The 15,188-nt window shown below is 72.6% G+C and carries 12 protein-coding genes; 4 read left to right on the top strand and 8 right to left on the bottom strand.

The genetic code is table 11. The annotated features are described in order from the left end of the window. The 4 genes from AMIR_RS03825 to typA form a co-directional block, all read right to left on the bottom strand. Complete coding sequence (locus tag AMIR_RS03825) at window positions 1–999, bottom strand: ABC transporter permease (protein WP_012783386.1); 999 nt, start codon at window positions 997–999, stop codon at window positions 1–3. 160 nt (window positions 1,000–1,159) lie between these two features. Next, window positions 1,160–2,974 carry an ABC transporter family substrate-binding protein gene (locus tag AMIR_RS03820; protein ID WP_012783385.1) on the bottom strand — a complete coding sequence of 605 codons (1,815 nt, stop codon included), beginning with the start codon at window positions 2,972–2,974 and terminating at the stop codon, window positions 1,160–1,162. A gap of 300 nt (window positions 2,975–3,274) precedes the next feature. Next, window positions 3,275–4,975 (bottom strand): ABC transporter family substrate-binding protein, encoded by a 1,701-nt coding sequence (locus AMIR_RS03815; protein ID WP_012783384.1) that lies wholly within the window; start codon window positions 4,973–4,975, stop codon window positions 3,275–3,277. A gap of 275 nt (window positions 4,976–5,250) precedes the next feature. After that, window positions 5,251–7,152: a translational GTPase TypA gene (typA, locus tag AMIR_RS03810; RefSeq protein WP_012783383.1), complete on the bottom strand. Its 1,902-nt coding sequence runs from the start codon at window positions 7,150–7,152 to the stop codon at window positions 5,251–5,253. Window positions 7,153–7,316: 164 nt separating this feature from the next. On the opposite strand from typA, the gene AMIR_RS39960 reads away from it, so the two are divergent. Beyond that, complete coding sequence (locus AMIR_RS39960; RefSeq protein WP_012783382.1) at window positions 7,317–7,478, top strand: hypothetical protein; 162 nt, start codon at window positions 7,317–7,319, stop codon at window positions 7,476–7,478. Between the two features lie 345 nt (window positions 7,479–7,823). On the opposite strand, the gene AMIR_RS03805 is transcribed toward AMIR_RS39960, so the two are convergent. After that, on the bottom strand, window positions 7,824–8,126 hold the full coding sequence (locus AMIR_RS03805; protein ID WP_012783381.1) for a YciI family protein: 303 nt from the start codon (window positions 8,124–8,126) through the stop codon (window positions 7,824–7,826). A 199-nt stretch (window positions 8,127–8,325) separates the two neighbouring features. On the opposite strand from AMIR_RS03805, the gene trpS reads away from it, so the two are divergent. Next, the gene (gene trpS, locus AMIR_RS03800; protein ID WP_012783380.1) at window positions 8,326–9,291 is read left to right on the top strand and encodes a tryptophan--tRNA ligase; all 966 of its coding nucleotides are present in this window, start codon (window positions 8,326–8,328) and stop codon (window positions 9,289–9,291) included. A gap of 415 nt (window positions 9,292–9,706) precedes the next feature. Here trpS and AMIR_RS39955 read toward each other — a convergent pair whose 3' ends face one another. The 3 genes from AMIR_RS39955 to AMIR_RS03785 all read right to left on the bottom strand — a co-directional run bounded on the left by AMIR_RS39955 (window position 9,707) and on the right by AMIR_RS03785 (window position 12,707). Then, window positions 9,707–10,639, bottom strand: coding sequence for a (deoxy)nucleoside triphosphate pyrophosphohydrolase (locus AMIR_RS39955; protein WP_245554579.1), 933 nt, complete (start codon window positions 10,637–10,639; stop codon window positions 9,707–9,709). 68 nt (window positions 10,640–10,707) lie between these two features. Continuing rightward, window positions 10,708–11,991, bottom strand: coding sequence for a sensor histidine kinase (locus AMIR_RS03790; protein WP_012783378.1), 1,284 nt, complete (start codon window positions 11,989–11,991; stop codon window positions 10,708–10,710). After that, complete coding sequence (locus AMIR_RS03785; protein ID WP_084799101.1) at window positions 11,988–12,707, bottom strand: response regulator transcription factor; 720 nt, start codon at window positions 12,705–12,707, stop codon at window positions 11,988–11,990. The genes AMIR_RS03790 and AMIR_RS03785 overlap by 4 nt, the downstream gene beginning before the upstream one ends. Before the next feature lie 165 nt (window positions 12,708–12,872). On the opposite strand from AMIR_RS03785, the gene AMIR_RS03780 reads away from it, so the two are divergent. Further along, a complete protein-coding gene (locus AMIR_RS03780; RefSeq protein ID WP_012783376.1) occupies window positions 12,873–14,075 on the top strand; it encodes a LolA family protein in 1,203 nt (400 codons plus the stop codon). After that, window positions 14,072–15,100 (top strand): ABC transporter ATP-binding protein, encoded by a 1,029-nt coding sequence (locus tag AMIR_RS03775; RefSeq protein ID WP_012783375.1) that lies wholly within the window; start codon window positions 14,072–14,074, stop codon window positions 15,098–15,100. Before AMIR_RS03780 ends, AMIR_RS03775 begins: the two co-directional genes overlap by 4 nt. The last annotated feature ends 88 nt before the right edge of the window (window positions 15,101–15,188 follow it).

The following is a 15,188-nucleotide window of genomic DNA, read 5'->3' as shown; positions in this document are numbered from 1 at the left end:
TCAGTCAAGGCGAATCCTCGGGTCAAGGAAGGCGTACAGGATGTCCGCGATCAGGTTGAACAGGACGATGAAGATGGCCGTCAGCATCATGAAGCCGAGCACCTGGTAGGGCTCGATCTTCTCGATGGCCTTGACGATGTAGTTGCCCATGCCCGACCAGCCGAACACCGTCTCGGTGATGACCGCGCCGCCGAAGCCCGCGCCGATGTTCAGCGAGGACATCGTGATGACGGGGATCAGGGCGTTGCGGAACGCGTGCCGGAAGATCGTGCGCGCCTGCGAGATGCCCTTGGCCTGCGCCGTGCGCACGTAGTCGGCGTTCAGGGTGTCGAGCATGGAGGCGCGCTGGAAGCGGCTGTAGAGCGCGAACTGGATGACGACCAGCGAGATGGTGGGCAGCAGGTACGCGCCGGAGTACTGGAACACCTGCTCGCCGAAGCTGCCGCCGAAGCCGTCGCCGGGCGGGCCCGCGGTGATGATCCAGCGGTCCAGGCCGAGCGACTCCAGCCAGTTGTTCAGCTCGATGCCGCCCGCTTTGAGCACCAGTGCCACGCAGAACAGCGGCATCGAGAACATGGCGAACGATATGCCGGTCGCCGTGTAGTCGAAGACCGAGTACTGCTTCACCGCCCCGATGACGCCGACGGCGATGCCGAGGGCGAGGGCGATCAGCTCGGCGGCGAGGATCAGCCGTAGGGTGACGCCGAAGGCCTTGAGCAGGGTCTCCTTGACCGGCTTGCCCGCGTTGCCGGGGACGACGGTCTGGCCCCAGTCGCCGGTGACGAAGTCGCCCGCCCAGTCGGTGTAGCGCTCGACGACGGGCTTGTTGTAACCGGTCAGTTCGTAGGCGGCGGCGATCTCCGCCTCGGTGCGGGGCTTCTGGAGCTTCCACTCGCCGAGGGGGTCTCCCATGGCGGTGGTCAGCCCGAAGCACAGGAACGAAGCCACGATCAACAGCGGGATCGAGATCAGAACCCGCCGGATGGCGTAACGGAACATACGAGGTCTCTAGTCTCCCTAGGCCCTCCCGCGGGGGACGTGGTGGGGGCCTACCGGATGCTGACGGCGTTCGGGGGACCGGTGCTGGTGCACCGGCCCCCCGGACGGATGGGTCGTGCGCTGGAGCCTGACGGCTCAGCAGATCAGCAGCAGCTCAGGGCTACTTCTTCTGCCAGGCGTACAGGTTCCAGGTGATGCCACCCGCGACACCGATGTAGCTCACCGGGCCGTACTCCGAGGAGGAGGCGGTGAAGTCGGTGTGCTGGAACAGCGGGATGCTCGCCAGGTCGGCGCGCATCGCCTTGTCGACGTCGTTCATCAGCGTGATGCGCTTCTCGTAGTCGAGCTCGCTGTTCGCCTTCGCCCACGTGTCGGTGACGGTCGCCGAGTCGTAGTTGTTGTAGTTCGCCGAGCCGCCCTTGGCCTTCTGGGCGTAGTTGCCGAACGCGCCTGCCTTCAGCGGGGCGCCGACCCACGCGAACAGGGCGGCCTCGAACTCGGAGGCCGGGAGGCGCTTGTCGTTGAAGTCGGCGGCCTCGTCGGCGATGACCTCGATGCCCGCCTTGGCGCAGGAGGCCTGGACCAGGCGCACGGTCTGCGCGCGACGGGTCACGGTCTTGTGGCTCAGCTTGAAGGACGCGCGGAACTCGCCCTTGGTGTAGACGTTGTCGCCACCCAGGGTCCAGCCACCGGCCTCCATGACCTTCTTGGCGGCCTCGGCGTCACCGTCGGCCAGGTCGGAGTAGTGGTCCTCGTAGCCGACCTCGTTGGGCATGAAGGTCAGGCTGCCCAGGGGCTTGGCGCCCGGCTGCACGTCCTGGACGAGCTTCTCGACGATCTCGGTCCGCGGGGTGCAGATCGCGAACGCCTCGCGGAGCTCCTTGTTCTGGCCGAACAGCGGGTTGGCCATGTTCAGGTCGATGTGCTCGTAGGTCTGGCCACCGCTGGCGAAGACCGTGTAGGCGTCGCTGCCCCGGAGCTGCTGCGCCACGGCGTTGTCGGCCTGCGGCGCGATCGCCTGGACTTCCTTGTTCTGCAGCTGCTGGGCCGCGGACTGGGCGTCGCGGTTCGTCTTCAGGATGACCTTGGCCGGGCCGCCCTTGTTGCCCCACCACTTCGGGTTGCGCTCGAGGACCGTCTGGTCGCTCAGGTCGGCCGAGGTGATGACGTACGGGCCACCGGAGAGGGCGACGTCGGCGCTCCAGCCGTTCCAGCCCTTGGTGAAGAACTCGGCGGCCTTCTTGACCGTCTCGTCGTTCTGCGCCGGGGTGATCTTGGTGATGTCCTCGATGCCGGTCTTCTGCTCCAGCACGTGGGCCGGGAGGAGGCCGTCGCTACCGGGCTGCGAGAACAGGCCGCGGTAGTCGGCGTACGGCTTCTTGAACGTCGTGGTGATCGTCTTGTTGCCGTCCGCGCACTCGAGCTTCTCGATGTCCTCGTACCCGGTGGGGGTCGCGTCGAAGATCGAGGCGGACTCGCCGTCGGAGGTCGTCGTCCTGGCCTGGCTGGTCGCGGCCAGCCACTTCAGGTGGAAGTCCTTGCAGTCGATCGGCTGGCCGTCGGACCAGACCGCCTCCTTGCGGACCTTCCACTCGATGACCTGCGGGTCGTTCGAGGTGACCTTGATGGACTCCATCAGGTCGCCGTCGACCTTGATGACGACCTTGCCGTCGACCAGGTCGACGATGTACGGCGAGGGCTGCACGTTCGACAACGCCATGGTGCTGGCGAAGTTGTTCGTCGCACCCGTGAAGTTGTTGTAGTTGGTGAAGCCCTCTTCGACGGCGATCGCGACCTCGCCGATGTCGTCGACGGCCGGACGCTTGAAGATCTCGTCCTGGCCCCCGATCGCACCGGGGTTCGAGTCCTGCTGGCCGCCTTCGCCCTCGCTGCCGGCGCCGCCGCCGCCACAGGCGCTCAGCAAGAGCGCCGCACTGGTCATCAGCGCGAACGCCGAGACGGTCTTTCTCCTCATCGACACGTGCCCTCCTAGCACCGGGTTGGAGCGGACCTCTGACCGGACTCCACACCCTTAACGTTGATGTGCCAAACGCGCCCCGAACCGACACACCGGTGCGAACGATAAGAAGGTGTTAGACGGATGGTCACTGCCCAGAGCTTGATCGTGACCAAAGGGTGACACGCCGGTAGCAGCGCGCTACACCGTCGTTACCGGACGGGGGTCTTCGTTAACCGGTTGACGGGAATACTGTCAATAATGCCCGGCTGACGACGTGTGCACCAGGGGGTTCCCCGGTTTGTGCGGTGACGCGCTTCAACGGTCTTCCCTCCGCCAGGCGGCAGCCCCTGAAAGGGGTCCCGCGAAGGGCGCGCCGGTGGCCACCCCCTGCGCTTGCGGGAGCACCACGAGCAGGTCCGTCACCTGGAACAACGGCAGGGAGACGGCCTGCTGCCAGAGCAGCGGCTCGACCTGGGCGAGCGCGTCGGACAGCAGGAGGCGGCCGGTCAGGGCCTCCTCCACGATCTTCTGAACGGCCGGGTCGCAGAAACCGGCGGGATTCCCCGGAAACGTTGTCGAAGATCCGGCGTTGTCCGGTTCCGGGCAGCCGAAAGCTGACGCCAGAACTGTGCCGGAATCACCGGAGCCGACAAGCGGGACAACGGCGATGTCGACAGTTCGATCACCTTGTCCTCCGGTGCCGCCGGGGTCCGCCAGCAGTTCGCCGAACAACTCGTCCGGCGGCGTTGTCAGGACCTCCGACTCGATTCCGGACAATGACAGCTGGCGTTGCACCTGGTTGGCGATCGTCGCGTACGGCTCGACGCCGCCGGGCGCGGCGATCACCAGCTGCAGCGGACGCCCGTCGCGGCCCCACTTCCCGCCGTCGGGGCGGGTCAGCCCGGCCTCGGTCAGCAGCGCGGCGGCGTCGACCCCGTCCTGCGGGACGGTCGCCCGGTAGCCGGGCCGGGAGGGCGGCACCACCAGCGAGTCGGCGCGCAGCGCGGCGCCCGGTCCTCCCCTGGCGCCGACGCCGATCAGCTCGTCCCGGTTGAGCAGCGCGCGCACGGCGGTGCGCACCTTCACGTCGGCCAGGTTGGGGGACGCCGGGCGGAACAGCACCTGGACCACCTCGCCCCTGGGCACGGCCTCGGTGGTCAGCGGGGTGGTCTCGGCGAGCTTCGCCAGGTTCGTGGTGGTGATCGAGTCGGCCCGGACCAGCGCGACCTGGTCGTCGCCGCTGCGCAGCGCGTCGAGCGTCGCGGACTGGCTCGCCCGGCGCAGGATCACCCGGTCGAGGGCGGCGGGCTGCTCCCAGTAGCGGTCGCTGCGCTCCAGGATGATCTCGCCGCGCGGCTGGTCGAGGGTGCGCACCGCGAACGGGCCCGCCGTGGCGGGGAAGCTCTCGGTGAGCGCCGAGGACCAGCCGCCGGGAGCGTCCTTGAGCAGGTGGGCGGGCAGCAGGTCGCGGAACAGGTCGCGCCACGCCGGGTAGGGCTCGGCGAAGACGACCTCGACGACCTTGCCGCCCTCGCGGGAGCGGATGTCGGAGATCAGCCGGTAGCCCGCCGGGTTGACCACGCCGGGCTCGGAGCGCATCCGCTGCCACAGGTAGACGAAGTCCTCGGCGGCGATCGGCGCGGCGTCCGACCAGGAGGCGTCCCGGCGCAGGGTGTAGGTCACGGTGTACGGCGCGGCCCCGGTGACCTCGGCGCCGACCAGCAGCGTCCGGTCGAGCGAGGGGCTGCCGTCCGGGTTGGAGCGGAAGGCCGACGGGAGCAGCAGGCTGCTCAGCGCGGTGGTGACCGTGGACTGCGCGGCGAGCGTGTGCGGGTTGTAGCCGCCCTTGACCTCGTCGACGCCGACGACGACCTCGTTCAGCTTCTCCTTGGGCACCACGGTGACGCCGGGCGTGGCGGGGACCAGGGGCGGCGGCGGGGTGATCGAGCACGCCGACAGGGCCAGCAGCGCGGCGAGCAGCCCCGCGCGCCGGAGGAAACCCCTGGGCCTGGTCATGCTCTGAGGGTCCCACGCCGCCCCCGACTACCGACCGCTACCCCCGGTGATCATCGCCACCGGACGCGGACGGCCTCGTGCGCGAGGGATGTCATGCCTGGTCAGAGCCCTGTTCAGGGGGTTGTCCGGTCGACCGGGGTGGTCCGGACAACAGGGACGCAGGGTGCTCGGGCGCTCACCTGCGGCGCACGCGGCCACCTGGTGGGACGCCCCCGGAAAGCCCGAGGGCCGACCGGACAGCGGTCCGGTCGGCCCTCGGGTCAGCGCTCGTGCGCTCAGCCGCGCAGCTTGGCGCGGTTGCGCTCGCGACCGCGCTGGTTGGCGTCCAGGGTGACCTTGCGGACCCGGACGACCTCCGGCGCGACCTCGACGCACTCGTCGGCGGCGCAGAACTCCAGCGCCTCCTCCAGCGACAGCTTCCTCGGCCGGGCCAGCGTCTCCATGACGTCGGCGGTCGAGGTGCGCATGTTGGTCAGCTTCTTCTCGCGGCAGACGTTGACGTCCAGGTCCTCGGCGCGCGGGTTCTCGCCGACGACCATGCCCTCGTACGCGTCCGCGCCGGGCTCCACGAAGAACGTGCCGCGGTCCGCGAGCTGGATCATCGCGTAGGCGGTGATCGAGCCGGTGCGGTCGGCGACCAGCGAGCCGTTGTGGCGGGTGCGGATCTCGCCCGCCCACGGGCCGTAGCCCTCGGCGACGGCGTTCGCGATGCCGGTGCCGCGGGTCTCGGTGAGGAACTCGGTGCGGAAGCCGATCAGGCCGCGCGAGGGCACGACGTAGTCGAGCTTGATGCGACCGGTGCCGTGGCCGTCCATCGTCTCCATGCGGCCCTTGCGGTTCGCCAGGAGCTGGGTGATGGCGCCGAGGTGCTCCTCGGGGGCGTCGATGGTCAGGCGCTCGAACGGCTCGTGGGTCTTGCCGTCGACCTGCCTGGTGACCACCTGCGGCTTGCCGACGGTGAGCTCGAAGCCCTCGCGGCGCATCTGCTCGACCAGGATGGCCAGCGCCAGCTCGCCTCGGCCCTGCACCTCCCAGGTGTCGGGGCGCTCGGTGGGCAGCACGCGGACGGACACGTTGCCGACCAGCTCGGAGTCCAGGCGGGCCTTGAGGACGCGCGCGGTGAGCTTGGTGCCGCCGTTGCGACCGGCCAGCGGCGAGGTGTTGACGCCGATGGTCATCGAGATGGCGGGCTCGTCGACGGTGATCCGGGGCAGCGGCTCCGGGTTGTCGACGTCGGCCAGGGTGTCGCCGATGGTGATCTCCGGGATGCCCGCGATCGCCACCAGGTCGCCCGCGCGGGCCTCCTCGGCGGGGACGCGCTCCAGCGCCTCGGTGATCAGCAGCTCGGTGATGCGCACCTTCTGGACCGAGCCGTCCTCGCGGCACCAGGACACGGTCTCGCCCTTGCGCATCCGACCGGCGGCGACGCGGCACATCGCGATGCGGCCGAGGAAGGTCGAGGCGTCCAGGTTGGTCACCAGCGCGCGCAGCGGCGCGTCGGCGTCGCCGGTCGGGGCCGGGATGTAGTCGAACAGGACCTTGAACAGGCTGTCCAGGTTCTCCTCGTCCGGCAGGCCGCCGTCCTCGGGCTGGGTCAGCGAGGCGCGACCGGCGCGGGCCGAGGCGTAGACGACCGGCAGGTCGAGCACGGAGTCGTCGGCGCCGACCTCGGTGGCCAGGTCGAGCAGCAGGTCGTGGGCCTCCTCGACGACCTCGGAGATCCGGGCGTCGGGGCGGTCGACCTTGTTCACCACCAGGATGACCGGGAGGCCCGCGGCGAGGGTCTTGCGCAGCACGAAGCGCGTCTGCGGCAGCGGGCCCTCGGAGGCGTCGACGAGCAGGACGACGCCGTCGACCATGGAGAGGCCGCGCTCGACCTCACCACCGAAGTCGGCGTGGCCGGGGGTGTCGATGACGTTGATGACGATGTCGCCGTCCGGCGTGTGCCTGCGCACAGCCGTGTTCTTGGCGAGGATCGTGATGCCCTTCTCGCGCTCCAGCTCGCCCGAGTCCATGACCCGGTCGACGAGCTCGGCGCGCTCGGAGAAGGCGCCTGACTGGCGGAGCATGGCGTCGACCAGGGTGGTCTTGCCGTGGTCAACGTGCGCGACGATCGCCACGTTGCGCAGGTCGTTGCGGACCAGCGTTTCCTTGATCGACGCAGTGGCCGTGGGCACGCGGAACTCCTAGAGCTTCAGTCGCTGGGAGGCCGGGCGCCGGACAGGTTTTCACGCGCGCAGCCGTCCTACAGCTTACCGCGCACCACACCCCTACCACACAGCGCCAGCGGTGAGGTCAGCCTCACCCTGGGGTGGGACACCCGACAGGAGGAGATGAGCACGTGGGAGCGAAGGGCAAGAAGAAGGACGGCAAGAAGGGCGAGAAGAAGGTCAAGTCCAAGTGCTGCCGGTCCACGCCGAGGTGCAAGCGGTGCCCGGTGGTGGTGTTCCAGAAGGCGAAGGAGAAAGCCGCGCGCAAGGCGTTGAAGGAGGGCGGGGGCTGAGTCGCGGGAACCGGGCTCGGGCCGGGCCGCGCGGAATCGGGGCACGGCGGTCGGTCGCGCGTTCGGCCGATCGGGGTGTCCTCGGGAAAGAGCGGGGAGAAAGCGCATTTCGCTCTGCTTTTCCCGCTCGGGTCGCCCTCGGGTCGCCCTCGCGGGGGCGGTGGTCGTGCGGGACGTCGCTCCGGGTGGTGGGCGCGGGTGGTGGGCGCGGGTGGTGGGCGCGGGTGGTGGGCGCGGGTGTCGCGCGCGGGCGTCGTCAGTCCGGCGGCGTGGGCCGCGGTCGCAGCCGGCGTCGCACCGCCCGGTGTCCCCTCCACCGGGCGGCGGAGGACGACGTTCACTCGGTCAGGTGGTCAGGATGGCTTCGTTGACCCTGAGCAGCTCAGGGGCGGTGCGCGTGGCCTGGAACTCCACCACCTCGTGGCGGACCAGACGTCGGATGGCGAGGGGGTCGGTGGCGAGCAGGGCGTCCAGTTGACCCCGGCGCATGGGGCGGGCGAGTATGACGCCGCCGTCGCGTGGGATCTGCCTGCCGGAGGCGAGGAAGTGCCCGGCCTGGTACTGCCTGGCCAGCCACTCGCCGTGCTCGGGGAGGGAGCAGTCGACTACGTCCAGCGGTTTCGTGTACCGCAGCAGCACGATGTACATGCCCCGAAATGTAGACCTGTTCCCCACGGGTAAAACACGTTATGATCCCCGCTATGCGCGCTCTTTACCACTTCTGGTGGACCACCTCGCGGTGGCCCGCTTAACTGTGCGCGTTCAGTGACCACAGGCCGCCCGCCGGGGCGGCCTTCGTGTTCTCCGGAGGGTTTCCGCTCGGGCGGGCCCGTTTCCGGAGGAACCAGTGACCAGGCTTTCCGCGATCACCCCGTCGGGCCACGTCCAGCTCGGCAACCACCTCGGCGCCGTGCGGCGCTGGGCGCGCGAGGGGACCGCCGACGACCTGTACTTCATCAGCGACCTGCACGCCATGACCACCCCGCACAACCCGTCCAGGCTCCGGGCGCTGACCAGGGAGCAGCTGGCGGTGGCGGTGGCGGCGGGCGTCGACCCGGCCAGCGTGTTCGTGCAGTCCGACCTGGTGCGCGAGCTGGGGGCGCTGACCTGGGTGCTGGAGTGCGTGTGCAGCTACGGCGAGGCCGCGCGGATGATCCAGTTCAAGGAGAAGTCGACCGGCCGCGACTCGGTGCGGCTGAGCCTGCTGACGTACCCGGTGCTGATGGCGGCGGACATCCTGCTGCAGGGGGCCGACGAGGTGCCGGTGGGCGAGGACCAGGCGCAGCACGTGGAGCTGGCGCGGGTGCTGGCGCGGCGGTTCAACGGCACGTACGGCGAGGTGTTCGCGGTGCCGAGCGCGGTCGTGCCGAGGACGGCGGCGCGGGTCAGGGACCTGGCCGACCCGAGCCGGAAGATGGCGAAGTCGGCGGTGGACGCGGCCGGGACGGTCTTCGTCCTCGACCCGCCGGACCTGGTGCGGCGCAAGATCCAGCGCGCGGTGACGGACCGGGTGGGCGTCGTCAGGCACGACCCGGAGGGGCAGCCGGGGGTGTCGAACCTGCTGGAGATCACGGCGGCGTGCACCGGGAAGGACGTCGGGGAACTGGCGGCGGGGATCTCGTCGTACGCGGAGCTGAAGGAGACCGCGGCGGAGGCGGTGGTGGAGGAGCTGCGCGGGGTGCGCGAGGGGGCGCTGGCGCTGCTGGAGGACGCGGCGGAGCTGGACCGGGTGCGCGCGGAGGGCGCGGAGCGGGCGCGGGAGCGCTCGCGGCACCGGCTGGACGCGGCGCTGCGGATGTCCGGGCTGGGGTGAAGAGCGCGGCCCCCGCCCCGCGTGGCCGCCGGAGGGTGGTCGCGCGGGGCGGGGGACGGCTGGGGCGGCCGGAGCGGGTGGCTGAGGGCGGCGGGCGGCGGTCTCGGGCGGCGGGCGGCGGTCTCGGGCGGCGGCCGTTGGTCTCGGGCGGCGGTCTCGGGCAGCGGCCGTTGGTCTCGGGCGGCGGCGGGCGGTTGATCTCGGGCGGGCGCGGCGGCGGGCGGCGCACGCAGGCGGGGGATGCGTAGGCGGGGGTGTGCGCGGCGGCCGGGGGGTACGGCGGCGGGGGGACGGCGGCGGGGGGACGGCGGGGGGACGGCGGCGAGGATGCGGCGGCGAGGGGTACGGCGGCGGCGGGGGTGCGGCGGGCCTGCGCTCAGCGCGGCCGTCGTTCCGGGCGGCGCTGTCGCGCCGGTCAGGTCAGCAGGGCGCGCAGGGCCGGGATCAGGGCCCGGTCGGCGGGGAGCCAGTCGAGGGCGTCCAGGTCGGTCGGGGCGATCCAGCGCAGGGCGCGGTGCTCGATCGCGGTCGGCTCGGGGCTGTCGGGGGTGAGCTCGGCGGTGTGGACGCGCAGGAGCAGGTCCGGCTTCAGCGGCACGTCCGGGCCGACCGGGTCGCCGACCACGACGTCCGCGCCCAGCTCCTCGCGGCACTCGCGGGTCAGCGCGGCGCGGTCGTCCTCGCCGGGGTCGACCCGGCCGCCGGGCAGCTCCCAGCGGCCCTCGGCGTCCGCGGGGAACGCCCGCTGCTGCACCAGGAGGCGGCCACCGCGCGTGATCGCCGCCCCGACCACCACCCGCGCCCCGGCCAGCTCCCCGGCCCGCCGGACCAGGCGCTCCGACCGGGCCTCGAGCAGCCGCAGCGCCAGCGCCCGCCCGAGCACGACGTCGAACACCCGCCCCAGCGGCCCACCGGGCGCGGTCCACTCGACCCGGTCCACGACCAGCGTGCCGCCGCCGGTGCGCACCAGGTCCGTGGTCAGCGACAAGCCCCGCCCCGACAGGGTGACGCCGGTCAGGTCCGCCCTGGTCACGGTGAGCTTGAGCAGGACCGGCCCGCGCGTCCCGGTGACCCGGCCGCCCTCGACCAGCAGCTTCCCCGCGCGCAGCTCGACGCCCGCCGCGCGGGCCGCCTCCACCAGCGGCGCGGTGTCCAGCAGCGCCCCCGCCACGGCGGGCGCACCCGCGTCCACCAGCGTCGTCCCCAGGATCTCCGGCACGGCCGCAGAACCTAGCGGACTCCCCCGACCGCCCGCCTCACCGGCGGCCCCGACGCCGCAGCGGCCCCCGGCCACCACGCCCGCCCGCGCCACCGACACCGCGCCCACCGCGCCTGCGGCCCGCGCCACCGCCCCGCCTCACCGGCGGCCCGCCCCGCTTTCACCGGCGGCCCGCGCCACCACCCCGCCACGCGCCCTCACCGGTACACCGGCCACCGCACCTCCACCCGCGCCCCGCCCTCCGGAGACTCCGCCGCCCGCACCGCCCCCCGCCGCGCCAGCACCAGGTGCGCCACCAGCGCCAACCCCAGCCCGAACCCGCCGCTGGCCCGCCCCCGGTCGCTCTCCACCCGGTAGAACCGCTCGAACACCCGCCCCCGGTGCTCCTCGGGAATCCCGTGCCCGTCGTCGTCCACCACCACCCGCACCTCGCGCCCGGCGGGCAGCACCGACACCCGGATCTGGTTCTGCGCGTACCGGACCGCGTTGCGCAGCAGGTTGTCCAGCACCAGCTCCACCTCCGGCCCGGCCGCCCACACCAGGCACGCGCCCATCGGCGCGGTCACCAGCACGACCGGCTCCACCTCGCCCAGCCGGTCGACCGCGGCCTGCGCCTGGAGCACCAGGTCGACCGGTTCCGGTCTCGGCAGCTCGCCGGAGTCCGCGCGCGCCAGGATCAGCAGGGCGTCCACCAGCGCGGACATCCGCTGCGACTCCTCCACCACCGACTCCAGGACCTCCAGCGAGAAGTCCGGGTCCGGGTGCGCGACCGCCACCTCGGCCTGCGCCCGCACCGACGTCACCGGCGAGCGCAGCTCGTGCGCGGCGTCGCCGGTGAACCGCCGCAGCCGGTCGCTGGCCTCGTCCCGCCTGGCCAGCAGCGCGTTCAGGGCGACCGCCAGCCCCCGCAGCTCGTCGCGCGCGTCGGGCAGCGGCAGCCGCCGCCCGTGCGGCAGCTCCCCGGCCGCGACCCGCATCCGCTCGACCGGCCGCAGCGACGTGCGCACCGCCAGCCAGGTCGCCACCCCCACCAGCAGCGCGACGGCGACCGCGGCGAGCGCCAGCCACCGGGTGCCGAGCCGGTTGGCCTCGGCGTACCCGACCAGCACGTCCCCGGTCACCCGCAGCCGGGGCGTGCCGTCGTCGGTGAACTCGACCCGCCCGACCCAGCGGTGCGCGCTGTCGCCGTCCGGCCGCAGCACGGACTCGCCCGCGCGCAGCTGCCTGATGTCGGCGGCGGTCAGGTCGAGCGGCGGCCCGCCGTCCACGGGCGCGCCCGCGACGTCGAGCAGCCTGGTCACGCCCGCCCGCTCCAGCTCCCGGTCGACCGCGCCGACCTGGACGTGCCCGATGAGCAGCGGCGCGAGCAGGGTGAACGCCAGCAGGCACAGCAGCGCGGCCCCGGTGGCGACGACGGTGATCCGGAACCTGAGGGTGCGCCGCAGCCACCACCGCTCCCACCACCACAGGTCGGGGTTCACCTGCGCTTGACCGCCGGACCGAGCGAGGCGTCCAGGTCGCCCGCGGACGCCAGGTAGCCGTGGCCGCGCACGGTGCGCACGACCTCGCCCGCGCCGACCGCCTCCAGCTTGCGCCGCAGGTACCCGACGTACACCTCGACCGCGTTGCGGGTGGCGGCCTGCTCGTCGCCCCACACGGTGCGCAGCAGCTCGTCCTTGGTGACGACGGACCCGGCGCGCCCGGCCAGCACGTCCAGCACCGCGTACTCGCGCGGCGACAGCGGCACCGGCACGCCCGCCCAGCTGACCTCGCGCACCGCCCGGTCCACGACCAGCTCGCCCAGCCTCAGCCTGCGCCTGGCCAGCTCGGCGGACCCGCGCCGCAGCAGCGCCCTGACCTGCGCGACCAGCACCACGAACGAGAACGGCTTGACCAGGTACCCGTCCGCGCCCAGGTCGAGCCCGTCGGCCTGGTCGACCTCGCCGTCCTTGGCCGACACCATCAGCACCGGCGTGCGCACCCCCTCGGCGCGCATCCGCTGGAGCACCCGGTACCCGGACAGCCCCGGCAGCATGATGTCCAGCAGGACCACGTCGAACGCCCCGGTCAGGGCCGCGCGCAGCGCCGTGTCGCCGTCGGCGGCGCTGACCACCTCCATGCCCTCGGCGGCCAACCCGCGCTCAAGGGCGCGGCGAACGCCCACCTCGTCGTCGACTACCAGCACCCGTGGCCTCACCGGCACAGCATGGCCCGTGCGGGGGACAATCGGCACGCGAACCCCGGCGGGCTCTCAGCGGCCTCTCAGGGTCTCAGCGCGGTCTCAGCGCGGTCTCAGCGTCACCGGAGCATCGTGGGCGCTGTCGGTGGGCAACCCCGTCCGCCGACGTCACGAGGAGGGGACATGAACCGGAGAAGGACGACCGTGGCGGTCGCGGCGGCGGGGGTGGCGGCGGGCGTCGTCGGCCTCGGCGTGCTGGCCATGCCCGCTGGCGCGGGTCCGGCGCCGGTCCTGCCCGAGGTCGGGGCCCAGGAGCTCGTCGAGTCCGTGCTGACCGCGGAGCCCGCGGCGTTCGGCGGCTCGATCCAGGTGGACAACAACCTGGGCATCCCGGTGCTGGCGGGCGCGCCGCAGCTGTCGGACGGCGAGAGCAAGGCCCGCATGTGGACCGACGGGCAGGGCCGCACCAGGGTCCAGCTGCCCAGCGGCAGTTCGGAGCGGACCCTCGTCAACGACGGCTCCACGCTGTGGATGTGGAACTCCGCCGACCAGAAGGTCACCAGGTACTCGGCGGCCGAGCGGCCCGCCGAGCAGAAGGTGGCGGACCCGGTGAGCGCGGCCCGCGAGGTCGTGACCGCCGTCCAGCAGTACAGCGACGTGTCCGTCGACGGCACGGCGCGGGTGGCGAACCGGTCCGCGTACGAGCTGGTGCTCGCGCCGAAGCCGGACGAGCGGACCGTGCTGCGCGAGGTGCGGGTCGCGGTGGACTCGGAGCTGCGCGTGCCGCTGCGGGTGTCGGTGCTGACCAACGGCACCACCGAGCCCGCCGCGCAGATCGGGTTCACCGACTTCGAGGCCGGTGCGCAGGACGCCTCGCTGTTCACCTTCACGCCGCCCGCGAACGCGGAGGTCGTGGAGGGGAAGGCGAAGGACGGGGGCGCCGAGCGCGGCCCGAACTCCGAGCAGGCCGAGAAGCTCGCGCAGGAGTCGGGCTTGAAGACGGTCGGCGAGGGCTGGGACGCCGTGCTGGTGGCCAAGGGCTCCCCCGAGGTGCTGGCGCAGCTGGGCCAGGGCCGCGACGGCCGGTTCGGCAAGCGGGTCGACGGCGTCGAGGGCCGGTCGGACAGCCGTCCGCCGTGGGCCCGCGGTTCCGAGGACTCGACCGGGTCCGGTTCCGAGGGCTCGGCGGACCGGGGCCAGCGCGGTCAGGGCCTCGACCCGCAGAAGCTGCTGTCGCAGCTGGGCAAGAAGGTCAGCGGCGACTGGGGCAGCGGCACGCTGATCACCACCAGGGTCGGGTCGGCGCTGATCGCCGACGACGGCCGGGTCGCGCTGGGCGCGGTGCCCGAGCAGGTGCTCGTCGAGGCGATCGGCCAGGTGAAGTGACCGGTTCGGACGTCTCCGCTCCGGCGGGCGAGCGGGTGGGGTCGGCGCGCGGCGCCGGCTCCACCCCCGTCCTCGCCGCCAGGACGCGGGGGCTGCGCAAGGTGTACGGGCGCACGGTCGCGGTGGACCGGGTGGACCTGGAGGTGCCCGAGGGCGCGGTGCTGGGGATGCTCGGGCCGAACGGGTCGGGCAAGACCACCACCATCCGGATGCTGCTCGGCCTGGTGCGGCCGACCGAGGGCGAGGTGGAGCTGCTCGGCGAGGACATGCCGGACGGCGCGGCCCGCGCCCTGCCGCACGTGGGCGCGCTCGTGGAGGGGCCGGGGTTCCACCCGTTCCTGTCCGGGCGGGAGAACCTGGTGCGGGCGGCGGCGTTCGAGCCGCTGCTGGAGACGCGGGCGATCCGGCGGGCCGTGGAGGACGCGCTGGAGCGGGTCGGGCTCGCGGGCGCCGCGCACCGCCGGTACCGGGGGTACTCGCTGGGCATGAAGCAGCGCCTCGGCCTGGCGGGCGCGCTCCTGGTGCCGCGCAAGCTGGTCGTGCTCGACGAGCCCACGAACGGGCTCGACCCGGCGGGCACCCGCGAGGTGCGCAAGGTGATCGCGGACCTGCACGGGTCGGGCAGCACCGTCGTGGTGTCCTCGCACCTGCTGAGCGAGATCGAGGCGACCTGCACGCACGCCGCCGTGCTGCACCGGGGGACCGTCGTGGCGCAGGGCGAGCTGGCCGACCTGCTCCAGTCGGAGAGCAACGCGCTGCTGGTGTCGACCCCTGAAGTTGACGAGGCGCTGAACGCCCTGCGAGCTGCGCGGATATCGGCCCGGCAGTGGACCGGCGGGGTGCGAGTGGAATTGATCTCCACGACAGCGCCGGAGGTTTTGCGCACACTGGTGCAGGCTGGTGTTCCGGTGCACGAGGCGCTCAGGCAGCGCACGGGGCTGGAAGACCTGTTCGCCCGGCTGACCGAGGCGGGCGACGCCGAGCACATGTCGGCGGTCGACACGATAGAAGAGGGGTCCCGATGACGGTGCGCACGCCAGGACCGAGGCACTCCAGGCCGGAGTCCGAGCACGCGCAGGCAGACGGCGGTCCGAGGCACTCCCGGACCGAGCA

Source organism: Actinosynnema mirum DSM 43827 (assembly GCF_000023245.1).
Lineage (GTDB): Bacteria > Actinomycetota > Actinomycetes > Mycobacteriales > Pseudonocardiaceae > Actinosynnema > Actinosynnema mirum.
Note: the sequence above shows the minus strand (reverse complement) of the source record. Positions and strands in the feature narration are given on the sequence as shown.